This is a genomic window from Zestomonas insulae (assembly GCF_016901015.1).
GTDB lineage: Bacteria > Pseudomonadota > Gammaproteobacteria > Pseudomonadales > Pseudomonadaceae > Aquipseudomonas > Aquipseudomonas insulae.
In genome coordinates this window covers 368,658-391,782 of sequence record NZ_JAFEUP010000001.1, presented here as the reverse complement: position 1 = coordinate 391,782, position 23,125 = coordinate 368,658, and the positions used below count along the sequence as shown (strand labels likewise).

At 63.6% G+C, this 23,125-nt stretch carries 19 protein-coding genes; 9 read left to right on the top strand and 10 right to left on the bottom strand.

Annotated features, from left to right (window positions below; translation table 11 throughout):
* Window positions 1-69: 69 nt before the first annotated feature.
* The 9 genes from JQX08_RS01865 to ccoN all read right to left on the bottom strand — a co-directional run bounded on the left by JQX08_RS01865 (window position 70) and on the right by ccoN (window position 8,831).
* Window positions 70-798 (bottom strand): urease accessory protein UreH domain-containing protein, encoded by a 729-nt coding sequence (locus JQX08_RS01865; RefSeq protein WP_204914307.1) that lies wholly within the window; start codon window positions 796-798, stop codon window positions 70-72.
* Window positions 791-1,003 (bottom strand): cbb3-type cytochrome oxidase assembly protein CcoS, encoded by a 213-nt coding sequence (ccoS, locus tag JQX08_RS01860; protein WP_204914305.1) that lies wholly within the window; start codon window positions 1,001-1,003, stop codon window positions 791-793. The genes JQX08_RS01865 and ccoS overlap by 8 nt, the downstream gene beginning before the upstream one ends.
* A 6-nt stretch (window positions 1,004-1,009) precedes the next feature.
* Complete coding sequence (locus JQX08_RS01855) at window positions 1,010-3,424, bottom strand: heavy metal translocating P-type ATPase (RefSeq protein ID WP_204915309.1); 2,415 nt, start codon at window positions 3,422-3,424, stop codon at window positions 1,010-1,012.
* Window positions 3,424-3,966, bottom strand: coding sequence for a FixH family protein (locus JQX08_RS01850; protein WP_204914303.1), 543 nt, complete (start codon window positions 3,964-3,966; stop codon window positions 3,424-3,426). The genes JQX08_RS01855 and JQX08_RS01850 overlap by 1 nt, the downstream gene beginning before the upstream one ends.
* Before the next feature lie 53 nt (window positions 3,967-4,019).
* The gene (ccoG, locus tag JQX08_RS01845) at window positions 4,020-5,435 is read right to left on the bottom strand and encodes a cytochrome c oxidase accessory protein CcoG (protein ID WP_204914302.1); all 1,416 of its coding nucleotides are present in this window, start codon (window positions 5,433-5,435) and stop codon (window positions 4,020-4,022) included.
* Window positions 5,436-5,618: 183 nt separating this feature from the next.
* Entirely contained in the window at window positions 5,619-6,590 is a 972-nt protein-coding gene (gene ccoP, locus JQX08_RS01840; protein WP_204914301.1) for a cytochrome-c oxidase, cbb3-type subunit III, read from the bottom strand.
* On the bottom strand, window positions 6,587-6,778 hold the full coding sequence (locus tag JQX08_RS01835; RefSeq protein WP_204914300.1) for a cbb3-type cytochrome oxidase subunit 3: 192 nt from the start codon (window positions 6,776-6,778) through the stop codon (window positions 6,587-6,589). Before JQX08_RS01835 ends, ccoP begins: the two co-directional genes overlap by 4 nt.
* A 5-nt stretch (window positions 6,779-6,783) precedes the next feature.
* On the bottom strand, window positions 6,784-7,392 hold the full coding sequence (ccoO, locus tag JQX08_RS01830; RefSeq protein ID WP_204914299.1) for a cytochrome-c oxidase, cbb3-type subunit II: 609 nt from the start codon (window positions 7,390-7,392) through the stop codon (window positions 6,784-6,786).
* Window positions 7,392-8,831: a cytochrome-c oxidase, cbb3-type subunit I gene (gene ccoN / locus JQX08_RS01825; protein ID WP_204914298.1), complete on the bottom strand. Its 1,440-nt coding sequence runs from the start codon at window positions 8,829-8,831 to the stop codon at window positions 7,392-7,394. The genes ccoO and ccoN overlap by 1 nt, the downstream gene beginning before the upstream one ends.
* Before the next feature lie 395 nt (window positions 8,832-9,226).
* Between ccoN and JQX08_RS01820 the strand changes: the two genes are divergently transcribed.
* Window positions 9,227-9,856, top strand: coding sequence for an alpha/beta family hydrolase (locus tag JQX08_RS01820; RefSeq protein ID WP_204914297.1), 630 nt, complete (start codon window positions 9,227-9,229; stop codon window positions 9,854-9,856).
* Window positions 9,857-9,934: 78 nt separating this feature from the next.
* Here the strand turns inward: JQX08_RS01820 and JQX08_RS01815 are convergent, their stop codons facing one another.
* The gene (locus tag JQX08_RS01815) at window positions 9,935-11,500 is read right to left on the bottom strand and encodes a methyl-accepting chemotaxis protein (RefSeq protein ID WP_204914295.1); all 1,566 of its coding nucleotides are present in this window, start codon (window positions 11,498-11,500) and stop codon (window positions 9,935-9,937) included.
* A 487-nt stretch (window positions 11,501-11,987) separates the two neighbouring features.
* Here JQX08_RS01815 and JQX08_RS01810 point away from each other — a divergent pair, with 487 nt between their 5' ends.
* The 8 genes from JQX08_RS01810 to JQX08_RS01775 all read left to right on the top strand — a co-directional run bounded on the left by JQX08_RS01810 (window position 11,988) and on the right by JQX08_RS01775 (window position 23,014).
* Window positions 11,988-13,298, top strand: coding sequence for a nucleotide sugar dehydrogenase (locus JQX08_RS01810; RefSeq protein ID WP_204914293.1), 1,311 nt, complete (start codon window positions 11,988-11,990; stop codon window positions 13,296-13,298).
* A gap of 76 nt (window positions 13,299-13,374) precedes the next feature.
* Window positions 13,375-14,856: a glycosyltransferase family 2 protein gene (locus JQX08_RS01805; protein ID WP_204914292.1), complete on the top strand. Its 1,482-nt coding sequence runs from the start codon at window positions 13,375-13,377 to the stop codon at window positions 14,854-14,856.
* A gap of 80 nt (window positions 14,857-14,936) precedes the next feature.
* A complete protein-coding gene (locus tag JQX08_RS01800) occupies window positions 14,937-16,103 on the top strand; it encodes an alginate biosynthesis protein Alg44 (protein ID WP_204914291.1) in 1,167 nt (388 codons plus the stop codon).
* Window positions 16,100-17,488 carry an SEL1-like repeat protein gene (locus JQX08_RS01795; protein WP_204914290.1) on the top strand — a complete coding sequence of 463 codons (1,389 nt, stop codon included), beginning with the start codon at window positions 16,100-16,102 and terminating at the stop codon, window positions 17,486-17,488. Before JQX08_RS01800 ends, JQX08_RS01795 begins: the two co-directional genes overlap by 4 nt.
* On the top strand, window positions 17,485-18,945 hold the full coding sequence (locus JQX08_RS01790; protein WP_204914289.1) for an alginate export family protein: 1,461 nt from the start codon (window positions 17,485-17,487) through the stop codon (window positions 18,943-18,945). The genes JQX08_RS01795 and JQX08_RS01790 overlap by 4 nt, the downstream gene beginning before the upstream one ends.
* 12 nt (window positions 18,946-18,957) lie before the next feature.
* Window positions 18,958-20,517, top strand: a complete 1,560-nt coding sequence (gene algG / locus JQX08_RS01785) for a mannuronan 5-epimerase AlgG (protein WP_204914288.1) — start codon at window positions 18,958-18,960, stop codon at window positions 20,515-20,517.
* A gap of 5 nt (window positions 20,518-20,522) precedes the next feature.
* The gene (locus JQX08_RS01780; protein WP_204914287.1) at window positions 20,523-21,923 is read left to right on the top strand and encodes an alginate O-acetyltransferase AlgX-related protein; all 1,401 of its coding nucleotides are present in this window, start codon (window positions 20,523-20,525) and stop codon (window positions 21,921-21,923) included.
* Window positions 21,920-23,014: a mannuronate-specific alginate lyase gene (locus JQX08_RS01775; RefSeq protein WP_204914285.1), complete on the top strand. Its 1,095-nt coding sequence runs from the start codon at window positions 21,920-21,922 to the stop codon at window positions 23,012-23,014. Before JQX08_RS01780 ends, JQX08_RS01775 begins: the two co-directional genes overlap by 4 nt.
* The last annotated feature ends 111 nt before the right edge of the window (window positions 23,015-23,125 follow it).

The window sequence follows — 23,125 nt, the reverse complement described above, 5'->3', positions numbered from 1 at the left end:
GTCGCGGCACCGCGGGTCAGGGTATGCGACGAGTCTAGGGAGCGGCGGCGGCGGGGGTTTTGATCTGAATCAGTGGTTGTGCTGCATGCTGTGGCCGCTCTCGGCGTGTCCGCCGCCGTGGCCCATAAGCCAGGCCTGGTGCGGGCCGGGCAGGGTCCACAGGCCGAAGAGGATCACCAGCAGGCCGCCGGCCATGCGCACGCCGCGTTTGCGCAGCAGTGCGGTGATGCGTTCGGCGGCCAGCCCGGTGGCGATCAGCACCGGCCAGGTGCCGACGCCGAACGCCAGCATCAGCAGCGCGCTGTCCAGCGCGTTACCCTGGCTGGCGGCCCAGAGCAGGGTGCTGTAGACCAGCCCGCAGGGCAGCCAGCCCCACAGCGCGCCGAGCAGCAGCGCGCGCGGCAGGGTGGCGACCGGCATCAGTCGGCTGGCGAACGGCTGGATGTGCCGCCACAGACCACGACCGAGTGCCTCGATGCGAGTCAGACCGCTCCACCAGCCCGCCAGGTACAAGCCCATGGCGATCAGCAGCAGCGCGGCGACCACGCGCAGGGCCATCGCCGCCGGGCTGCTGGCCACGGCCCAGCCGGCCACGCCGATGAGCAGGCCGGCCGTGGCATAGCTGAGGATGCGTCCGAGGTTGTAGGCGAGCAGCAGGCGCAGGCGGCGGTTGCGCTGCTCGACGGGGATCGCCAGGGTCAGTGCGCCCATCAGGCCGCCGCACATGCCCAGGCAATGGCCGCCGCCGAGCAGGCCGAGGATCAGCGCGGAGACCAGCAGGGGGGCGAGTTCAAGCACGCGGCGGCTCCGGCTTGTCGTCCTTGTCGGGATTCGCCTGGTCGACCGCGGCCTGGTGCTGCGGGTCTTCGTCGTCGAACAGGATGCTGTGCGCCGGGCCGTCGAGGTCGTCGTACTGGCCGCTGTCGACCGCCCAGAAGAACACGTAGATGGCCACGGCGACGATCAGCAGGGCGACCGGAATCAGAACGTAGAGAGCGGGCATGGCGGCTTACCTAGTCAGGCGCAGGGCGTTGAGCACCACGGTCAGCGAGCTGACCGACATGCCGATCGCCGCCCACGCCGGGGTGATCCAGCCAAGCGCGGCGAACGGCAGCATCAGGCCATTGTACAGCCCTGCCCAAAGCAGGTTCTCGATGATCACCCGGCGGGTGCGGCGGGCCAGATCGAAGGCGGCGCTCAGCGCCTCCAGACGGTTGGACAGCAGCACCGCGTCGGCGCTGGTCTTCGCCAGGTCGGTGGCCGAACCCATCGCCACGCTGATGTCGGCGGCGGCGAGCACCGGCACGTCGTTGACGCCGTCGCCGAGCATCAGCACCTTGCGCCCGGCCTGGCGCAGCTGCTGGAGGATCGCCAGCTTTTCGTCCGGACGCAGGCCACCGCGCGCGTCGTCGATGCCCAGCTCGGCAGCGACGCTGGCGACCATCGGCGAACTGTCGCCAGACAGCAGCAGGGTCTGCCAGCCACGCGCGCGGCAGGCGTCGAGCAGCGCTGGCGCCTCGCTGCGCAGACGGTCGTCGAGCACCAGCCAGGCGAGCGGGCCCTGGCTGTCGCCGAGCAGCAGCCACTGCCCGGGCTCGTCGGGCATGCTCGGCGTCGGCGCCTGACTCAGCGCCGCGACGAACGCCGGCTGGCCGATGCGCAGGCGCTGGCCGTCGACCACGCCTTCCAGGCCGAGACCCGGTTCGTTGCGCACCTCGTCGGCAGCTTGCGGCGCCTGGCCGAAGGCGCGGGCGATCGGGTGCTCGGAGCGGTTTTCCAATGCGGCGGCGAGGGCCAGGCAGTCGTCGGCGGTCGTGCTGGCGAGCGGACGGATGTCGCGCAGGGTCAGCTTGCCCTCGGTGAGGGTGCCGGTCTTGTCGAAGATCACCGTGTCGATCTGGTTCAAGCCTTCCAGCACATGCCCGCGGGTCAGCAGCAGGCCGCGGCGGTGCAGGGTGCCGGTGGCGGCAGTCAGCGCGGTCGGGGTGGCCAGCGACAGCGCGCAGGGGCAGGTGGCGACCAGCATGGCGAGGACGATCCAGAACGCCCGGTCAGCATCCAGGTACAGCCACAGCAGGCCGATGCCCAGCGCCGCCAGCAGCGACAGCAGCAGGAACCATTGCGCGGCGCGGTCGGCGAGGATCGCCAGGCGCGGCTTTTCTGCCTGGGCGCGTTCCAGCAGGCGGACGATCGCCGATAGGCGCGTGCCCTGGCCGAGCGCTTGGATTTCCACCACCAGCGGGCCTTCGACATTGAGCGTGCCGGCGGTCACCGCATCGCCGACGCCGCGCGCCTGCGGCAGGTATTCGCCGGTGAGCAGCGACTCGTCGACGCTCGACTGGCCGTCGAGGATGCGCCCATCGCCGGGCAGCACGGCGCCGGGCTGCACCTGCACGCGGTCGCCGACGTGCAGCTCGCTGAGCAGGATGCGCTCGCTGTTGCCGGCCTGATCCAGACGCAGGCAGGAGGCCGGCAGCAGGTTGACCAGTTGCGCGGTGGCGGCCGCCGTGCGTTCGCGGGCGCGGCGCTCGAGGTAGCGACCGGTGAGGAGGAACAGGGCGAACATGCCGACTGCGTCGAAATACAGTTCGCCCTGGCCGCTGATCGCGGTCCAGATGCCGGCCAGGTAGGCGCCGCCGATGGCCAGCGAGACCGACACGTCCATGGTCAGGTGACGGGTGCGCAGGTCGCGTAGCGCACCGCGGAAGAACGGCGCGCAGCTGTAGAAGACGATCGGCGTGGTGAGGAACATCGCCACCCAGCGCATGATCTGGTGCAGCTCGGGGCTGAGGTCGATATTGAATTCCGGCCAGGTGGCCATGGTCGCCATCATCGCCTGGAACCACAGCAGGCCGGCGACCCCGAGCTGGCGCAGCGAGCGGCGGTTCTCCGCGGCGAGTTGTTCGGCGGCGCGGTCGGGCTGGTAGGGGTGCGCGGCGTAACCGATATCGCGCAGCGCGGCGAGGAGCTGGCTGAGCGGCAACTGGCTGTCGGCCCAGCGTACTTGCAGGCGATGGTTGGACAGGTTGAGGCGCGCTTCGCGGACCCCCGGCAGGTGCTTGAGGTGATGCTCGATCAGCCAGCCGCAGGCGGCGCAGCTGACCCCTTCGACCAGCAGGGTGGTTTCCGCCAGTTCATCCTGGTGGTGTACGAACGGCTGCTGCACGTCGGCGCGGTCGTACAGCGCCAGCTCATCGCTCAGCTGTTGCGGCAGAGTTTGCGGATTGGCGGAGGGTTCGCTGCGGTGCTTGTAGTAGCTGTCCAGACCGCCGGCGACGATGGCTTCGGCTACTGCCTGGCAGCCCGGGCAACAGAACTCGCGGGACTCGCCGAGCACCGGCGCGACGAAGCGGCTGCCGGCGGGAACCGGCAGCCCGCAGTGGTAGCAGGCGAGAAGCGAGGCGCTGCGCGCGGCGGCCGTCATCATCTGGCCTGTTCTTCGGCTCCCGGAATCGCCTCGTCGCCCAGTTCCAGGCGGCTGCCGGGGCTGACGTTCTCTTCTTCGAACAGGCGCCAGGTCTGGCCGTCCTGTTCGCCGAGCAGTTCGACGAAGCGGCGGCCGTCGAGGGCTTGCGGCAGCTGACCGACGTAGCGGCCGGCTTCGCCGGTGCTGCGGGTCATCTGGATGTGCAGGTCCTTGTCCGGCTGGGTGGGCGAGATCAGGCTCAGCTGCACGGTGGCCGGCTGGCTGTCGCCGGCCAGCAGCAGGCTCAGCTCGCCGGTCAGTTCGTCGACGTGGATCTTGGCGTGGATCTTCAGGTCGCGCGCCAGGCGCTCACGGTCCAGCGAGCGGGCGATGCCCTTGCCGGCTTCGTAATAGTTGTCGGTGACCAGGCTGTCCTGGTTCTGCACGGCAACGCGGATCAGGTTGATGCTGAGGATCACCGAGGTGGCGAGCATGCCGATGATGATCCAGGGCCAGACATTCTTGTACCAACGGGTGGTGTGTTGCGGTTGGGCAGGCATGCAGCTGTTCTCGTGAGGAGGGGGCGCCGGGCACGTGGGCGTGCCCGGGTATTCTACCGGACGCGTGGCCCGATGAAGCGCGTCTTCGCCTCGATCTGGGTGTCCGGGTCGTCGGCGCTTTGCAGGGTGAAGATCACCTCGTTGGCGGTCGACGGCAGGTCTTCTGGCGCGACCGACAGCTCGGCGGGCAGGGTGACGATCTCGCCGGCGGCGACCTTCAGTTCCTGCTTGCCACCCATCTGGATGCCCGGCAGGCCTTTGGCACCGAGGATGTAGGTGTGGTCGCGCTGATCCTTGTTCATCACCTTCAGGCTGTAGACGTTCTCGATCCGCCCGGCGGCGTTCTCGCGGAACAGCACGCGGTCCTTGCTGACATCGAAGCCCACAAGCGGACGCAGCACGATGGCGCTGATCAGTGCACCGATGATGATGCACAGCGCCACGGCATAGCCGATCAGGCGCGGCCGCAGCAGGTGGGTCTTCTGCCCGGACAGGTTGTGCTCGGTGGTGTAGCTGATCAGGCCGCGCGGGTAGTCCATCTTGTCCATGATCGCGTCGCAGGCGTCGATGCAGGCGGCGCAACCGATGCACTCGATCTGCAGGCCGTCGCGGATGTCGATGCCGGTCGGGCAGACCTGGACGCACATGGTGCAGTCGATGCAGTCGCCGAGGCCTTCGGCCTTGTAGTCGGCGGTCTTCTTGCGCGGTCCGCGCGCTTCGCCGCGGCGCGGATCGTAGGAGACGATCAGGGTGTCCTTGTCGAACATCACGCTCTGGAAGCGCGCGTACGGGCACATATAGATGCACACCTGCTCGCGCAGCCAGCCGGCGTTGCCGTAGGTGGCGAGGGTGAAGAAACCGACCCAGAAGTAGGCCCAGCCGTCGGCGTTGCCAGTGAACAGGTCGAGGATCAGTTCGCGGATCGGCGAGAAGTAGCCGACGAAGGTCAGTCCGGTGGCGAAGCCGATCAGGATCCACAGGCTGTGCTTGGCCAACTTGCGCAGGAACTTGTTGGCGGTCATCGGCGCCTTGTCGAGCTTCATGCGCTGGTTGCGGTCACCCTCGGTGACTTTCTCGCACCACATGAAGATCCACGTCCACACGCTTTGCGGGCAGGTGTAGCCGCACCACACGCGGCCGGCAAACACGGTGATGAAGAACAGGCCGAAGGCGCTGGTGATGAGGATGCCGGAGAGCAGGATGAAATCCTGCGGCCAGAAGGTGGCGCCGAAAATGAAGAACTTGCGTTCGGGCAGGTTCCACCAGACGGCCTGGTGACCTTCCCAGCTGAGCCAGACGGTGCCGAAGTAGATCAGGAACAGCAGCGCTCCGCCCATCAGGCGCAGGTTGCGAAAGAAGCCGGTGAAGGAACGGGTGTAGATCTTTTCCCGCGAGGCGTACAGGTCGACATTGCTGGTCGCGGGTTTCGCCGGCGGGGTGACGTCCTGAACCGGTATTTGATTACTCATCAGTGCATACCACGGCAGTGGAAAGTGCCTCGGTCAGTGCGTGCCGACAGAGGTCAAGGCGACTTGCGTCGTCTCAATTATACGCTGGGAGTGCAATCTAGACGCTGCGACCGGAAGTCGCGCGAGGTTTCCGCACCGAATCCGGCCAGCTCGCTGGCGCGGATTCGGGGGAAGAGGGGAGGCTTACTCGGCGGCCTTGTCGCCGTGCGACAGGCTGTAGACGTAAGCGGCCAGCAGGTGAACCTTGTCGTTACCTTGCAGCTCGGCCTGGGCCGGCATGGCGTTGGTACGACCATAACGGATGGTCTGCTGCATCTGGGCGAAGCTGGAGCCGTAGATGAAGGCATCCGGACGGGTCAGGTTCGGCGCGCCCATGGCCGGGGTGCCGTGACCTTCTGCGCCGTGGCAGGCGAAGCAGGTGGTGGAGAACACCTTGCGACCGGCCTCGATGTCGACCTTGGTGCCTTCCGGCAGCTTGCGGCCTTGCAGCTCGGTGATCACATAGGCTGCAACGTTCGGCACGTTGGCCTCGCCGATGGTCGGCGCTTGCGCCGGCATCATGCCGTGACGACCGGCCATGATGGTGGTCTTGATGGTTTCCGGCTCACCGCCCCAACGCCACTGGTCGTCGGTCAGGTTGGGGAAACCGTAGGCACCCTTGGCGTCAGAGCCGTGGCAGACCGAGCAGTTGGAGGCGAACAGACGGCCACCCATCTTCAGGGCTTGCGGGTCCTTGGCGACTTCCTCGATCGGCATGGCGGCGAATTTGGCGAAGATCGGCCCGAACTTGGCGTCGGCCTTGGCCATTTCCTTTTCCCACTCGTGCACGCCGGTCCAGCCCGGCTGACCGTTGGAGAATTCCTGCTTGGTCTCGTTGTTCACGTAGCTGTAGCCCGGCAGCAGGCCTTTCCAGTTGCCCAGGCCCGGGTAGAGCACCAGGTAACCGAGCGCGCAGACGATGGTTGCGCAGAACAGCAGGAACCACCATTTCGGCAGCGGGTTGTCGTATTCCTCGATGCCATCGAAGGAATGGCCGACGGTCTCGTCGGTAGTCTCGGAACGCTGACCGCGACGGGTGGTGAACAGCAGCCACGTCAGGGTGAAGATGGTGCCCAGACTAAGTACGGTGACGTACAGACTCCAGAAGAGGGTCATTCTTTGTTGCTCCTAGAAGCTTGTTCTTGCTCGACGTGCTTGATGGCCTCGGGATCATCCGCGAACGGCAGCAGGGTCGCTTCGTCGAAATCCTTCTTGCGCCGTGAGCTGAACGCCCACAGCGCCAGGCCGATGAAGGCGATGAAGACGACGATGGTGCCAATGCCGCGAATAGTCCCGATATCCATCACAGTCACCGTTTGCTTTTGATGATGGTGCCAAGGCCTTGCAGGTAAGCGACGAGGGCGTCCATTTCGGTCTTGCCCTTGACGGCTTCGCGCGCGCCGGCGATGTCTTCATCGGTGTACGGAACACCCATGGAGCGCATCACTTCCATCTTCTTGGCAGTGTCTTTGCCATCGAGCTTGTTCTCGACCAGCCACGGGTAGGCCGGCATCACCGACTCCGGTACCACGTTGCGCGGGTTGTACAGGTGCGCACGGTGCCATTCATCAGAGTAGCGACCGCCAACGCGGGCCAGGTCCGGACCGGTACGCTTGGAGCCCCACAGGAACGGGTGGTCCCAGACGCTCTCGCCGGCGACCGAGTAGTGGCCGTAGCGCTCGGTTTCCGCACGGAACGGACGGATCATCTGCGAGTGGCAGCCGACGCAGCCGTTCTTGATGTAGACGTCGCGGCCTTCCAGCTCCAGCGCGGTGCGCGGCTTCATGCCTTCGACCGGCTTGTTGGTCACGTCCTGGAAGAACAGCGGGACGATCTGGGTCAGGCCGCCGATGCTGACGGCAATGACCATGAAGAAGGCCAGCAGGCCGATATTCTTCTCGACTACTTCGTGGTTCATCAATGGGCTCCTACGGCGATCGCAGCGGCGGCTTCAGCTTCGGCCGGCTTGGATGCACGCACGGTGCGGAAGGTGTTGTAAGCCATCAGCAGCATGCCGGCAGCGAAGAAGCCGCCACCGATGGCGCGAATGACGAAACCTGGGTGGCTGGCTACCAGCGCTTCGACGAACGAGTAGGTCAGGGTGCCGTCCTCGTTGATCGCGCGCCACATCAGGCCCTGGGTGATGCCGTTGACCCACATGGAGGCGATGTACAGCACGGTGCCGATGGTTGCCAGCCAGAAGTGGGCGTTGATCAGGCCCACGCTGTGCATCTGGGCACGGCCGTAGAGCTTCGGAATCATGTGGTACAGCGCGCCGATGGAGATCATCGCTACCCAGCCGAGGGCGCCAGCGTGCACGTGGCCGATGGTCCAGTCGGTGTAGTGGGACAGCGAGTTGACGGTCTTGATGGCCATCATCGGGCCTTCGAAGGTCGACATGCCGTAGAACGCCAGGGAGACGACCAGGAAGCGCAGGATCGGGTCGGTGCGCAGCTTATGCCAGGCGCCAGACAGGGTCATCATGCCGTTGATCATGCCGCCCCAGCTCGGAGCCAGCAGAATGATCGACATCACCATGCCGAGGGACTGGGCCCAGTCCGGCAGTGCGGTGTAGTGCAGGTGGTGCGGACCGGCCCAGATGTACAGGGTGATCAGCGCCCAGAAGTGCACGATGGACAGGCGATAGGAGTAGATCGGGCGCTCGGCCTGCTTCGGTACGAAGTAGTACATCATCCCGAGGAAGCCGGTGGTGAGGAAGAAGCCCACCGCGTTGTGGCCGTACCACCACTGGATCATTGCGTCAGTCGCGCCGGAGTAAAGCGAGTACGACTTCCAGAAGCTGACCGGGATCTCCAGGTTGTTGACGATGTGCAGCATCGCGGTCACAACGATGAAGGCGCCGTAGAACCAGTTACCCACATAGATGTGCTTGGTCTTGCGCTTGAGGATGGTGCCGAAGAAGACCACCAGGTAGGTGACCCAGACCACGGCGATCAGCAGGTCGATCGGCCACTCCAGCTCGGCGTACTCCTTGGTGGAGGTGTAGCCCAGCGGCAGGGTGATGATCGCGGCAACGATCACCGCTTGCCAGCCCCAGAAGGTGAAGGCAGCCAGTTGATCGGAGATCAGGCGGGTCTGACAGGTGCGTTGCACCACGTAGTAGGAGGTCGCATACAGAGCACAGCCACCGAAGGCGAAAATCACCAGGTTGGTATGCAGGGGGCGAAGGCGTCCAAAGCTCGTCCAGTCGAGCCCGAGGTTCAGCTCGGGAAAGACCAGTTGCGAGGCAATGAAGACGCCCATGCCCATGCCAAGGATCCCCCAGACCACCGTCATGATGGCGAACTGGCGGACCACCTTATAGTTATAAGCAGTCGGACTGATTGCTGTGCTCATTCTAAGGTTCCACGGTTTAGGGTGTTTTTTTCAGGGTAAAAAATCGGCGGCAAGTATGTAGAAAGCAGGGGGGTATTGCAACGCCAAAAGCCGGAGCTACAAGGCTTCCAGGCACCTGCTACAAGATATTTCCAGGTTCCGCCAGGGTGCGGTCGCGAGTCTCGAAAGGGGCTACATGGCGCGCGATGATTGAAGCCGCCTCGGGCGACGCTCCGCCAAGATTAGTCCATACGGTTTGTCGGGGCATGTTATTGGTCGGTGTGGGTGCGACACTCAGTCGCAGAGTTCGGCGAGAACCTTGCGCGCCGAAGTCCCGGCGGCCGATTACAGTGCGCGGCTCGTTCGTCGTGGGCCTCGTATGCGCCCCGGCACTGATCGATTTGTAAGGAGCGCCAATGAGTGTGTCTGAACTGCTGTGGGATCGGCCGTCTGCCGCGGTGCTCGGCACCCTGATTCTGGCCCATGGCGCCGGCGCGCCGATGGACAGCGCGTTCATGCAGGGCATTGCTGCGCGTTTGGCCGCGCGGGGCATTGCCGTGGTGCGCTTCGAGTTCGATTACATGGCCGCACGCCGCGTGGATGGCCGCAAGCGGCCGCCCAACCCGCAGGCGCAACTGCTGGCGCGCTGGAGCCAGGTGTATGCGGCGGTGCGCGCCGAAGTCGCGAGGCCTTTGGCGATCGGGGGCAAATCGATGGGCGGGCGCATGGCTAGCTTGCTCGCTGACGAGCTGGGTGCAGATGCTTTGGTGTGCCTGGGCTATCCGTTCCACGCCGCGGGCAAGGCCGACAAGCCGCGTGTTGCGCATCTTGCCGACCTGCGCACGCCAACGCTGATCGTGCAGGGAGAGCGCGACGCCCTGGGCAATCGCACAACGGTCGAGGGATATCGTCTGTCGCTGGCGATCGACTTGCACTGGCTGGCAACCGCTGACCATGACCTCAAACCGCTGAAGTCATCGGGGCTGACTCACGAACAGCATCTCGACAGCGCGGCGGACGCCGTGGCGGCCTTTCTTACCCGATGAGCCAGCGCGGCTATCGATGCTGCAATGAAAAAAGCCACCGCCCGGGCGGGGCGATGGCTTTTCCTGCTGCGCCGCTGCTTAGCGGTTAAAGCGCTCCACCAGTGCCGACTGGGTCTGCGCAGTCATCGTTAGCTCTTTGCTGAGTTGCGCGGTGTTCTGCGCTTCATCGGCGGTCTGGTCCGCCAGCTGGGCGATGGTGGTGATGTTGCGATTGATCTCGTCGGCGACCGCGCTCTGCTCCTCGGCGGCTGCGGCGATCTGGTTGGCCATATCGGTGATATTGGCCACCGCGTCGCTGATCCCGGACAGCGCCTGGTCGGCCTGCTGCACGCGCTCGACACCTTCGTCAGCCTGACGGCGACCGATGTCCATGGTCATCACGGCCTCTTCGGCGGTGCGCTGCAGTTTGGCGATCAGCTGGTGGATCTGTTCGGTCGATTCGGCGGTACGTTGCGCCAGTGAGCGCACCTCATCGGCGACTACCGCAAAGCCGCGGCCCATTTCACCGGCGCGGGCAGCTTCGATGGCGGCGTTCAATGCGAGCAGGTTGGTCTGGTCGGCGATGCCTTTGATCACGTCGACCACGCCGCCAATCTCGTTGCTGTCCTGGGCCAGGCGGGTCACGGTTTCGCCGGTTTCACCCACCGATTGCGACAGGCGCTGAATGGCCTCGCGGGTCTCGGCGGCGATGGTGCGACCCTCGCCGGTCAAGCGGTTGGCTTCCTGGGTGGCAATCGCCGTGCGGGCGACGTTGCTGGCGACTTCCAGGGTGGTGGCGGCCATTTCGTTGATCGCAGTGGCGACCAGTTCGGTTTCCGCACGCTGGCGATCCAGGCCGTTGGAGCTGTTCTGTGCCAGCGAGTCGGCTTGGCGAGCCTGCTGGGTGAGGTGCTCGGCGGTGTCCTGCAGACGGGTCAGGCAGGTTTTCAGGTGCGCTTCTTGGCTGAGGATCGACATCTCCAGGCGCGCTTGCGGGCCGCGGCTGTCGGTGTACATCTGGGCGATCAGTGGGTCGGAAGTGCTTTGCTCGGTCAGGCGCAGCAGTCGGCGCAGGCCACCTTGTTGCCAGCTCAGGCCTATCAGCCCCAGCGGAATCGCCAATGCGGCGGCCAGCGGCAGGCCCCAGGTGGCGCCCAGCCAGCTGCCCAGCAGGCTACCCAAAGTTGCCATGGCAATGAACGGCAGCCAGTACTGCAGCAGCGGCAGCAGGCGGTCGCTGCTTGGGATGGCGGCTTTGCCGCTGTTGATCCGTCGATACAGTGCTTCCGCGCGGCGGACCTGCTCGGCGCTGGGTTTGATCCGTACCGACTCGAAACCGACCACCTGGCCGTTTTCCATAATCGGCGTGACATAGGCGTTGACCCAGTAGTGGTCGCCGCTTTTGCAGCGGTTCTTGACGATACCCATCCACGGCCGACCCTTCTTCAGCGTGACCCACATGTGCTCGAACACCGCTGGCGGCACGTCGGGATGGCGCACGATGTTGTGCGGGGCCCGCAACAGTTCTTCGCGACTGAAGCCGCTGATCTCGACGAACGCATCGTTGCAGTAGGTGATCTGCCCTTTGAGATCGGTCGTGGAGATCAAGCGTTGCTGGGCTGGAAACGTGCGTTCGCGTTGGCTGACGGGCTGGTTGTTGCGCATGACAGAAGGCATCCATGGAGAACTGTTAAGGCTGTCGGCCGGCGTCGAGAAAAATTGAGCCGCTCCAGGCAGATGCGCAGTTTAACCGTATTTGTCGCGCGGTTATTGGCGAATGGTGGCATGTTGCCTTGTGCCGGGTTGTGGTAAGCGGTTCTGCGCCATTTCGTATCAATGGAGGGGTGGTGCGCGTCGTTATGGTGCTCTTTAAGTGGCGCTATCTGGTGTCTGTCAAATTGACGTCAAAAAATAAGTTAAACAAATTCATGTAGTTATATCGTTCATGTAGATATGTGAATGAATTCGTTGTTTTATTGGCATTTCCGTTGCTACAGTCCCTCCGTCACGAAAGCGTCGTGACCTTCGCTGCACATTGGCAGCCTGCCTATTGAATTGAGACTACGGATTTAGTCGTTCCAACCAGTCTCGAAAGGAGCGATATGGCGTTCGCGCCATATCTGGGGTTTTGGACAATTCAGGGGTTTAGGTCATGCGCATCAGCATATTTGGGCTGGGCTATGTGGGGGCCGTGTGTGCCGGATGTTTGTCGGTACGCGGTCATCAAGTGATCGGGGTAGACATCTCCCAGGTCAAGATCGATCTGATCAACAGTGGCCGCTCACCCATCGTCGAGCCGGGCCTCGAGCCCTTGCTTCAGCAGGGCATCCGTTCCGGCAACTTGAGTGGCACGACGGACGTGAAAGCAGCGGTGCGGGATACCGACCTTTCGCTGATGTGCGTCGGGACGCCGAGCAAGCGCAACGGCGATCTGGCCCTGCATTTCATCGAATCGGTCTGCGCCGAAATCGGTGAGGCACTGCGCGACAAGGCCGAATGGCACACCGTCGTGGTGCGCAGCACGGTGCTGCCAGGCACGGTGAAGAAGTTCGTGATCCCGATTCTCGAGGAGTGTTCCGGCAAGCGTGCCGGCGTTGACTTCGGGGTTGCCGTCAATCCCGAGTTCCTCCGCGAAAGCACCGCCATCAGCGACTACGACCATCCGCCGATGACCGTGATTGGCGAGTTGGATAGCCGTTCCGGTGATCTGCTGCAGTCCCTCTACGAAGAGCTCGACGCACCCATCGTGCGCAAGAGCATCGAAGTTGCGGAGATGATCAAGTACACCTGCAACGTGTGGCACGCTACCAAGGTTACCTTCGCCAACGAGATCGGCAACATCGCCAAGGCGGTGGGGGTGGACGGCCGCGAAGTGATGGACGTGGTCTGCCAGGACCACAAGCTCAACCTCTCCAAGTACTACATGCGCCCCGGCTTCGCCTTCGGCGGCTCGTGCCTGCCCAAGGACGTGCGTGCGCTGAACTACCGCGCGACCAGCCTCGATGTCGACACCCCACTGATCGGCTCGCTGATGCGCAGCAACGAAGCCCAGGTGCACAAGGCCTTCGAGCTGATCAGCAGCTACGACAAGCGCAAGATCGGCCTGCTCGGTCTGAGCTTCAAGGCCGGTACCGACGACCTGCGCGAGAGTCCACTGGTCGAGCTGGCCGAGATGCTGATCGGCAAGGGCTACGACCTCAGCATCTATGACCGCAACGTCGAGTACGCCCGCGTACACGGCGCCAACAAGGAATACATCGAGTCGAAGATCCCGCACGTTTCTTCGCTGCTGTGCGCTGACCTCGACGAGGTGGTCAGTGCGGCCGATGTCATCGTGCTGGGGAATGGCGATGAACAGTTCCGACCACTCTTGCAGCAGGCGCTACCCGGCAAGCGAGTCCTCGATCTGGTGGGCTTCATGAGTGGCGGCAGCACCGGTCATTTCGAAGGTATCTGCTGGTAGTCCGACGACGCACGGGGCGGTGGCGCAACAAGCTGGATGCCGCCCCTGCGCTCGCCAATGCGGATGGAGCGTGTACATGGAACTGCTCGGACGTGGTTTGCGCGAAGGCGCAGGATGGTTGTTCTTCATTACGGCGTTGCTGCTGCTGGCCTGGGCTCTACCCGAGCAGGTTTTCGACCCGCAGTCGAAGGACTTTCTCCTGCTGCTCGGTGCGGTAGGCATCTGGCGCTATTCGATGGGCGCCATTCACTATCTGCGAGGCTTGCTGTTTCTCTATCTCGTGTATCCCTGGCAGCGTCGCCAGGCACGCCAGTTAGGAGAAGCTGCTGCGCCGTCGCATGTGTTCCTCCTGGTGACCAGCTTTCGCATCGATGCGCAGACCACCGCGATGGTCTATCGCTCGGTGATCGAAGAAGCGATCGCCTGTGGTTATCCGGCCACCCTGGTGTGCTCGCTGGTCGAATTGGGTGATGAGTTGCTGATCAAGTCGCTGTGGCAACGCTTGCAGCCACCGGCACGGGTCAAGCTGGACTTTGTGCGCATCGCCGGCACCGGCAAGCGCGACGGTCTGTCTTACGGCTTCCGTGCCATCTCGCGGCACCTGCCGGATGACGACGCAGTGGTCGCGGTGGTCGATGGCGACACCGTGTTGGAGCCGGGCGTGATCCGCAAGACGGTGCCGTACTTCAAGCTGTTTCCCAAGGTCGGTGGCCTCACCACCAACGAGTTCTGCGAGGTGCGCGGCAGCTACCTGATGAGTGAGTGGCACAAGCTGCGCTTCGCCCAGCGCCACCTCAATATGTGCTCGATGGCACTGTCCAAGCGCGTGCTGACCATGACCGGGCGCATGTCGGTGTTCCGCGCGCGGGTGGTGACCGATCCAGGCTTCATTGCCGACGTCGAGAGCGACCACCTCGAACACTGGCGCCTCGGTCGTTTCCGCTTCCTGACCGGCGACGACAAGTCGAGCTGGTACAGCCTGATGCGTCTCGGCTACGACACCTTTTATGTGCCGGATGCGGCGATCAACACGGTCGAGCACCCGCCGGAGAAGAGTTTCATCAAGGCCAGCCGTAAGCTGATGTTCCGCTGGTATGGCAACAACCTGCGGCAGAACTCGCGCGCATTGCGTCTCGGGCCTGGCCGCCTCGGTTGGTTCACCAGCGTGGTGCTGTTCGATCAGCGCGTGTCGATGTGGACCAGCCTGTTCGGTCCGGCGGTGGCAATCATCGCCAGCCTCAAATACAGCATCGCCATTCTGATTGCCTACCTGCTGTGGATCGGTCTCACCCGCCTGTTGCTGACCATGCTGCTGATGGCCTCCGGTCACCGGGTCGGGCCGATGTATCCGCTGATTCTCTATTACAACCAGATCGTCGGTGCGCTGGTGAAGGTGTACGTGTTCTTCCGCCTCGACCAGCAATCCTGGACGCGGCAAAAGACCAAGCTCGATCGCGGTCTGGCCAGCTACCAGTTGTGGTTCAACAGTTGGTCTTCGCGAGCGATGACGTTCTCCGCCAGCGCGGTGTTCGTGGCGGTGCTGATGAAAATGGTGTGAAGGCGGGTGTGAAGGAGGCGGCTGCGGGCATGTCGCCAAGGCATTGAATTACCGAAAGGGACATTGTTATGAGCGTAGTAATGGCTGCAGAGGGGACCCTCAATACCAACGTCGTGCATGAGTCCGAGGCGCAGCGGCAACATGCCCGCCTGAAAGTGCCGGCGAAGATCCGCTTTCAGGACAGTCGCGGACTGAGCACCGAATGCGACCTGCTCGACTTGAGCGCCGGTGGTTTCAGCTTCACCCAGGAGCAGCTGAGCACCCTGGTTGGACGCAATCACAAAGGCCAGCTGGTGTTCCAGATCGACGGCCTGACCATGGCCATCGATGTCGCGTTTCAAGTGCGCTCGGTCTATGCCGAAGGCCATCGTATCGGCTGCGAGTTCCACAATCTTCGCCCACGCGAAGTGGCGGCGCTGCGCTACTTGATCACCGCCTACCTCAGTGGCGAGATGGTCACGGTCGGCGACATGCTGAATACCTTGCAGCGCGACAATTTCACCAAGGCGCGCAAGAAGGACAGCGGCACCGGGATGGGCTTGTTCAGTCGCATGCGCGCCACGCTGGTTAGCCTGCTGATCTTTCTCATCGGCCTCGGCGCGGCAACTTACGTCGTGCACCAGCTCTACGAACTGTACTTCGTGACCCATGCGGATTCGGCAATGGTTAGCGTGCCCGTCGAACGGGTCGGCATGCCGCGTGAAGGTAAGGTGCAGGCGCTGGTGGCGGTCGGTAGCGAGGTGGCGAAAGGTGCGCCGCTAGCGACTTTCTCCACCTCCATGCTCGACGTGCTGAAGGGCAGCCTACCGGAAAGCGAGATGAACCCGGACAACCTGCAGCGTCTGTTCAGCAACTCCTTCCAGGGCACGCTGACCAGTCCCTGTGATTGCACGGTGTCGGCGCAATTGGTGGGTGACGGGCAGACCGCCAGCAAAGGCGCGCCGGTGTTCGAGCTGATTCCGCGCGACAGCCAGCCACAAGTGGAAGCACGCTTCCCTTACAAGAGCTTCGCCAAAGTCCAACCCGGCACGCTGGTGAACTTCCACGTTGCCGGCGAGAGCGAGCCGCGGGTGGGCAAGATCGCCAGTGTGTCGCTGCGCGAAGGCGGTCTGGCCTCCGACATCCGCGTGATGATCGCTTCGGATGCGCCGCTGACCACTGATCTTGCCGGTCGACCGACGGAAGTCAGCATCGAAGGCCTGGATGGTGGTGCCCTGCTTGGCAAAGTCATGGCGGCTGGAAAATGAACGGTGCTGCGATCGCTGCACTGACGTTCGTCGGCTTCGCGCTGGCGGGCTGCAGTGGCCTGCCGGATCAACGGCTGGCCAATGAAGCGTTGCTGCGCGGGGACCTGGCGACCGCGCAGCAACATTACGAGCAACTGTCGCAGCTGGGGTACGCCGAAGCACAGACCGCTCGCGGTGACATGCAGGTCAAGAGTCGCGATCCGCAGCAGCTGCAAGAAGCCGAGGCCTTGTACCGTGAGGCGGCGCTCAGCTCGGTGCGTGCCCAGTCGCGCCTGGGCCGCCTGCTGGCCCGACAAGGCAATGTCAGCGACGAGCGCCTGAAAGAAGCGGAAGGGCTGCTTCAGCACGCCGTCAGCAAGGGCGAGTACAGCGCGGTCGTGCCGCTGACCATGTTGTATGTGACTTATCCGCAGCTGTCCCCGACCGTGGATCCGCAGCAGTTGGTCAACGGCTGGCGCGAGCAGGCCATTCCCGAGGCCGAGTTGGCGCAGATCGTCATCTACCGCAGCAACGGCACTTACGCCGCGCACGCGCAAGAGATTGAACTCAGCTGCCGCGCGCTGCTGGCGGTGCAGGATGTCTGTTATGTCGAACTGGCCAGCGTCTATCGCCTGCGCCAGCAGCATGACGAGCAGGAGGCCTTGCTGGCTGAGCTGCATGTCGCCTACCGCGTGCATCGTGTGTCGCCGCAGCGGGTGGAGTCGGTGGCCCAGGCGCTGACGTCGCCGCTGCTGGCAGCACCGGTCGAGCTGAGCAGTGCTCATCAATTGCTCACTGAAGTTGCGCCAATTTACCCACCGGCTGCCACCAGTCTGGCTAAGCTGCTCATCGACTACCCGCAATTGGGATCGCAAGAGCAGGTTCTTGAGTACTTGGCGGAAGGTCGAAGGGTGGGCGACAGTCGGGCCGAGTTGTTGACCGGGCGCCTGTATTTTCAGGGGCAGGGGGTGCCACAGGATCCACGTCAGGCAGAGGAGCATCTGCTCAAAGCAGCGGCAGAACAGCCTGGCGCGGACTACTACCTGGGGCAGCTCTATCGTCGCGGTTATCTCGGCAAGGTCGAGCCCCAACGGGCGGTTGACCACCTGCTGCGCGCTGCGCGCAGTGGCCAAGCGGGCGCCGATTTTGCGTTGGCGCAGATGTTTTCCGAAGCACGAGGAGTCAAGGTCAATCGGGTCAACGCCTACGTCTTTGCCGAAGTTGCGCGTCAGCAGGGGGTTCCCGAAGCTGGTGCACTACAGCAAAGCCTGCAGGCGGCACTCAGCGACAGTGAGCGGCTGCAGGCGCAAGCGCTGTTGCGTGAAGAGTTGCAGGCTCGGCAATTCGATCCAGAACGGGTAGCACGGTTGCAAATCCCCGAAACGACACAGGACGACATTCTATGAAGCACACCGGAAGTATGCGTTTGGCAGTCGGCGTTGCAGTGGCGTTGAGCAGCATGCCCCTTTGGGCGGCGCTCAGTGCTGACAAGAATTTCGGTTTGGATGTGAAGATTACCGCGCAGAGCGAGGATGACCGGGATCTCGGTACGCGTGATGGCGGCGACGTGAATGGTTTGGGTCTCGATCTGCGACCCTGGGTGTACGGTCAGCGCGGCGCCTGGAGCGGCTATGTGATGGCGCAAGCGGTGGCCGCTACCGACATCATCGAAACGGACACACTGCAGTCCGACAGCATCGTTGCCGAGGGCGAGGAGGGTATCGACGACTCGCGTGAACCGGAGAAAAACTATCTGGCCTTGCGCGAGTTCTGGGTCGACTACAGCGGTCTCACCGCCTATCCCGGTGAGCACCTGCGCCTGGGCCGGCAACGCGTACGCAGCGACGACAGCACCTGGTGGGACACCAACATCGAAGCCGTTCACTGGGTGTTCGACACCACCTTGTTGCGCGCTCAGCTCGGCGCGGCAGAACGTTTCAGTGACTATCGTACCGACATCGATGACCTCGACCCCAAGGACGAGGATCGCCTGCATCTGTTTGGCGCGCTGTCCGGGCAATGGACACCAGGGCACTGGGTTGGCGTGAAGGTCGAACATGCTCAGGACGACGGTGACCTGGCGGACGTCGGCGAAACGGTCGACGACCTGAGCAAGACCACCCGCGGCGACCTGACCTGGCTGGGGATCAACGCCGACAGCGACTATTTCAATCCACGCAATACGCGGCCGCTCAGCTATTGGGCGCAGGCGATCTGGATGAGTGGTGACGTTGATACCGCCACCCAGGCCAATTTGGGCGGGCAGCGGGTGGTGACCGGCAAGACCAGTGGTCATGCCGACGCTTGGGCGACCGATCTCGGCCTACGCTGGAATGTCGACGATTGGCGCTTCGGCGGCGGCTATGCGCGGGCCAGTGGCGGCACCGATGACGATGGTGATTCGGACCAGTTCGTCCAGACCGGCTTGCAGAGCAATCGCTCCAACTTCACCGGTACCCGTTCGCGGGTGCATCGCTTCGGTGAGGCGTTCCGCGGCGAGCTGTCCAACCTGCAGGTTGCGACGCTGTTCGGTGCCTGGCAGTTGCGCGACGAGTACGACGCCAGCTTGGTCTATCACCGCTTCTGGCGGGTCGACGACGAGGCGCCTACCGGCGATGCCGGCCTCAGTGCGGCACTCGAAGACGGTGAAAAGGATCTGGGCCAAGAGGTGGACGTGGTGCTGACCCGCTACTTCAAGCAGGGCCTGCTACCGGCCGGTCTCGCCTCGACCTTGAGCCTCGAGGATGAACCCTCGGCATTAGTGCGTTTGCGCGGCGGTCTGTTCTTCGCCGGCGATGCCTATGGCGATGATGCGGATTCGACGATGCATCGCGTGTTCGTCGACGTCGTCTGGCGTTTCTAAGCAGGAGGCAGCATGGCAACCCGTATCGCGTTGTTTGTTGTGTTGGCAATCGCCAGCGGCACGGGTTATGCCCAGCCGGCCGCGAAAGCGGCCTCGGTGGGCCCGGCAGTGTCGCCACCGGTGCTGGCGCAGACCTACCGGATCAGCGCCGTACCGGCGGCCGATCTCAAGTTGGAAGAGCCGCAACTGCCCGATCTCAGCGGTTTCACTGCAGAGGCGGTCCAGGCCAAAGTGGTGACCAAGCCACAAGGTCGGGCGGTGCTCAAGCAGATGCTCGGCGAGCCGATGCTCGACGAGTTCATCGGTGGCAACGAGCGCCTGCGCGAGTGGGTCGAGCGGCAGCGGCGGATGCCGCAGGCGATCTTTATCGAGCAGGGCTATGTCAACAGCGCCGATCTCGGCCGCTGGCTACCCAAGGAAGCGTTCAGCGAAACGGAGCCCGGGGTATTCCTGTTGCGCCTGCCGCTCGTCGTGCGCCAGGGCGCAACGCTGCATATCGACCAACGCACCAAGGAACTGCGCTTTTCCCAGGAGCGCGGAGCCTTTCTGGTCAACGACGGCCAGCTGTTCGTCACCGATACCAAGCTCACCGCCTGGCGCGAGAAAGAGCGCACTCCCGCCGCCTGGCGCAAGGCGGAAGAGTTTCGTCCGTACCTGATCTCCTGGGGCGGTACGCGCACTTACATCGTCAACAGCATCATCACCAGTTTTGGCTACGCCGCGAGTAAGGCCTACGGCGTCAGTATTTCCCAGTACAGCCCGAGCATGGCGCCGAAGATGAAACGGCCGCGGCCAAGCGGCTGGCTGATCGGCTCGCGGTTCATCGACATGTGGTACGGCTTCTACTGCTACGAGGCGGACGATGTGGTGCTGCGTGGCAACGTCTACGAAGACAACATCGTCTACGGCATTGACCCGCACGACCGCTCGCGGCGGCTGATCATCGCCGAGAACGAGGCATTCGGAACCAAGAAGAAGCACGGCATCATCGTTTCCCGCGAGGTCAACGACAGCTGGATTTTCCGGAATCGTTCCCACGGCAACAAGCTGTCGGGCATCGTGCTGGACCGTAGCAGTGTCAACAACGTCGTGGCCTACAACGAGGCCTACAAGAACGAGGCCGATGGCATCACCCTCTACGAGAGCGGCAACAACCTGTTGTGGCGTAATCGCAGCATCAACAACGAGCGGCATGGCATACGCGTGCGCAACAGCATGAATGTGCGCCTGCAGGAAAACTCCCTGATCGCTAATCGCCTTACCGGGGTGTACGGGCACATCAAGGACTTGAACGGCACCCATCGCGACCTGCACGAAGACCCCTTCGAGATGCACTTGTCGTTGCGTCTCAGCGGCGAGCAACTGATCGGCAATGGTTCTAGCCCGCTGGCCGTGCAGTCGCCGGACAAGCTCGAGCTATACAAGCTGACCATGCTGGCGCCACCGAAAAGCGGCGGCATCAGCCTGGCCGGCATGCTGCGCGACCTGCAAAGCGAAATCATGGACATCCTCCTGCGCCAAGGCCAGGTGGTACTGATCGAACCCACTGGTGATCTGGCCAGCAAGGAGTGAGGGTGATGAAAACCGTTCATTGCGCATCGGCGTGGGGGCTGGCTCTTGGGCTTGGCCTGAGCCTGACCACCGCGGCACAGGCAGCGCCGGAGTACCGTGCCGAGGCGTGCTGCCAGTTGTGTCCCGCGGCGGCCGATGCCAATCAGTACCTTGCTCCAGGATTGGCGACATACCGACGCCTGATCACGGCGCAGGACGATTGGCTGTTTCGCAGTGAGAGTGACCTGCGCACCCGCTTCGGCCTCGATGAGCAGGGCTATAAGCAGCTCAAGCGCCTGCGCAATGCGTTGAAGCATGCCGGCGTGGAGTTGATGGTGATCTACCCGCCCAGTCGCGGCTTGCTGCATGCTGACAAGCTCAATCCGGCCGAACGCAATGTTTACGATCAGGCTGCCGCACGGCGGGACTATCTGGCCACCCTCGATCACCTCCGCAACCTCGATATCTGGGTACCCAACATGACCAGCCTGCTCGACGCGCCGGCTGGCGGTTCGCCGTACTACTTCAAGGGCGATGTGTACTGGACGCCGCGTGGCGCGGAACGCACCGCGCAATTGGCGGCGGACACCGCGCGCGGTATCCCAGCGCTCAAATCGCTACCGGCGCAGACCTTCGTTAGTCGGCCGATGGGCATGGTCGGACGCAACGGCGGGTTGTACCGCGCGGCTGCGCAGATTTGCGGGGCCGGGTATCCGAGCCAGTTCGTCGAGCGCTACAGCACCACGCTGGTTTCCGGGGAGACGCCGCAGCCATCGCGCGTCGTCCTGGTGGGGAGTGGTAACAGCGGTGTGGCCTTCAATTTTTCCGGCTTTCTCGAGCAGTACCTGGGAACGCCGGTGAGCAATGCGACCCTCGATGGCGGCGGCTACGAATACTCGTTGCTGCATTACTTGGCCAGCGACAGCTTCCGCAAGGCGCCGCCGGCGTTGTTGATCTGGGAGCTGGACGACACCGACGCCTTGCTGCAGCGCAACTTCTATCGTCAGGCAATTCCGGCGGTGGCCGATGGCTGCAATGGTCGGCCGGCCCTGCTGCAGAACCATGCCCAGCTCAAGGCCGGGGCCAATCAGGTGCTGTTCAACGGCGCCGACGGTGTACATCCGATTCGTGGCAGCGACTACCGCCTCGATTTGCAGTTCGACGACCCATCCGTGCAGCAGCTGACCGCTGTGCTGACCTTCATGAATGGCCGCCAGGAGAATTTGAACCTTACCCAGCCCGCCAACTATCGCGGCACCGGCCGCTTCCAGTTGGAGTTGCGCGAGGATGCGGATTGGGACGAGCTGACCTTCCTCTCCCTGGAAGTGCAGCAACCTGCGGGCACTGCGAGTGGCCTCAGCGCGCGACTGTGTAATGCGCAGAGCGACGCCGCGCCGGTTCGGGTTGCCCACGCGGAGGCACCGTGAAACGCACCGGCCTGCTATTGGCCGGAGCCCTGCTGGCGCCCTGGTGCTGGGCCGCGCCGCTGGTACCGCCGCCGGGCTATTACCTGGAGGCCACGGTCAAGGAGGGCGAGGCTGATAAGTGCCCGACGGCGCCCATCCCGCATACCGGCGATCTGATGATCCCGAGCAAGTACGAAGGCTCCGGCGAGGCGCGCGACCAGCTCAATAAGGAGTCCTTTGCCCGCTACAAGGAAAAGTCCAAAGCCATCAACGACCTCGAGAAGGGGGTCAACAAGCAGGTTGCCGCTTATCTGCGTCTGGGCCGCGACGGCTACGTCAGTTGTACTCTTGACTGGCTGGAAAGCTGGGCGCGGGCCAACGCGCTGCTTAGCACGCAGTACACCCATACCGGCAAGTCGATGCGCAAATGGGCGCTGGGCAGCATCTCCTCGGCTTACCTGCGGTTGAAGTTCTCGCGCTCGCAGCCGCTGCGCGGACATGAGCAGCAGACCCAGCTGGTCGAGAGCTGGATTGGCCAGCTTGGCCAACAGGTGGTACGCGACTGGAAGGACCAGCCGCTCGATCGGCTGAACAACCACCAGTACTGGGCGGCCTGGGCGGTGATGGCGGCAGCGGTGGTGGTCGACCAGCACGAGCTGTTCGATTGGGCGGTCAGCCAGTACCGCATTGCGGCTTCGCAGGTCGACGCCGATGGCTACTTGCCGCGTGAGCTCAGTCGTGAAACGCGCGCCCTGGCTTACCACAACTACAGCATGGGGCCGTTGATGATGCTGGTGGCCTTCGCCCAGGCCAATGGACTGGATGTGCGCGAGGCCAACAACGGCGCCATGCGGCGCTTGGCGAACCGTGTCGAAGCGGGCATCGAAGATCCGGAGGTCTTCGAGCGTAAAACCGGCTTCGAACAGGAGCTGGAGGATCTTCAGGAGGACGGCAAGTTTGCTTGGCTGGAGCCGTACTGCGCTCTGTACACCTGTTCGGCCCAGACCAATGCCTGGCGGTTGTCGATCGAACCGCTGAAAACCTACCGCTTGGGCGGCGACGTCACCCAACTGTTCGCCGGTGCGAACGCCCAGCACGCTGCGGCGCGCTGAAAAAATCCAAAGCTGGACGTCGTGTCGCTCCAGCTAGGGCAACACCTACGGGAAGGGTTGTCTCCGGTAGTCACAGGCTCAGGCCTGCGCGGATGCCTTCGTTACTTTGAA

Bases quoted from the DNA above. Each gene is read 5' to 3' on its own strand.
- JQX08_RS01835 (WP_204914300.1), bottom strand. From the start codon at position 6,778: ATGGATATCGGGACTATTCGCGGCATTGGCACCATCGTCGTCTTCATC.
- ccoS (WP_204914305.1), bottom strand. From the start codon at position 1,003: ATGCCCGCTCTCTACGTTCTGATTCCGGTCGCCCTGCTGATCGTCGCC.
- ccoG (WP_204914302.1), bottom strand. From the start codon at position 5,435: ATGAGTAATCAAATACCGGTTCAGGACGTCACCCCGCCGGCGAAACCC.
- ccoN (WP_204914298.1), bottom strand. From the start codon at position 8,831: ATGAGCACAGCAATCAGTCCGACTGCTTATAACTATAAGGTGGTCCGC.
- JQX08_RS01800 (WP_204914291.1), top strand. From the start codon at position 14,937: ATGGCTGCAGAGGGGACCCTCAATACCAACGTCGTGCATGAGTCCGAG.
- JQX08_RS01855 (WP_204915309.1), bottom strand. From the start codon at position 3,424: ATGACGGCCGCCGCGCGCAGCGCCTCGCTTCTCGCCTGCTACCACTGC.
- JQX08_RS01795 (WP_204914290.1), top strand. From the start codon at position 16,100: ATGAACGGTGCTGCGATCGCTGCACTGACGTTCGTCGGCTTCGCGCTG.
- ccoO (WP_204914299.1), bottom strand. From the start codon at position 7,392: ATGAACCACGAAGTAGTCGAGAAGAATATCGGCCTGCTGGCCTTCTTC.
- JQX08_RS01850 (WP_204914303.1), bottom strand. From the start codon at position 3,966: ATGCCTGCCCAACCGCAACACACCACCCGTTGGTACAAGAATGTCTGG.
- JQX08_RS01790 (WP_204914289.1), top strand. From the start codon at position 17,485: ATGAAGCACACCGGAAGTATGCGTTTGGCAGTCGGCGTTGCAGTGGCG.
- JQX08_RS01810 (WP_204914293.1), top strand. From the start codon at position 11,988: ATGCGCATCAGCATATTTGGGCTGGGCTATGTGGGGGCCGTGTGTGCC.
- JQX08_RS01780 (WP_204914287.1), top strand. From the start codon at position 20,523: ATGAAAACCGTTCATTGCGCATCGGCGTGGGGGCTGGCTCTTGGGCTT.
- algG (WP_204914288.1), top strand. From the start codon at position 18,958: ATGGCAACCCGTATCGCGTTGTTTGTTGTGTTGGCAATCGCCAGCGGC.
- JQX08_RS01820 (WP_204914297.1), top strand. From the start codon at position 9,227: ATGAGTGTGTCTGAACTGCTGTGGGATCGGCCGTCTGCCGCGGTGCTC.
- JQX08_RS01805 (WP_204914292.1), top strand. From the start codon at position 13,375: ATGGAACTGCTCGGACGTGGTTTGCGCGAAGGCGCAGGATGGTTGTTC.
- ccoP (WP_204914301.1), bottom strand. From the start codon at position 6,590: ATGACCCTCTTCTGGAGTCTGTACGTCACCGTACTTAGTCTGGGCACC.
- JQX08_RS01815 (WP_204914295.1), bottom strand. From the start codon at position 11,500: ATGCGCAACAACCAGCCCGTCAGCCAACGCGAACGCACGTTTCCAGCC.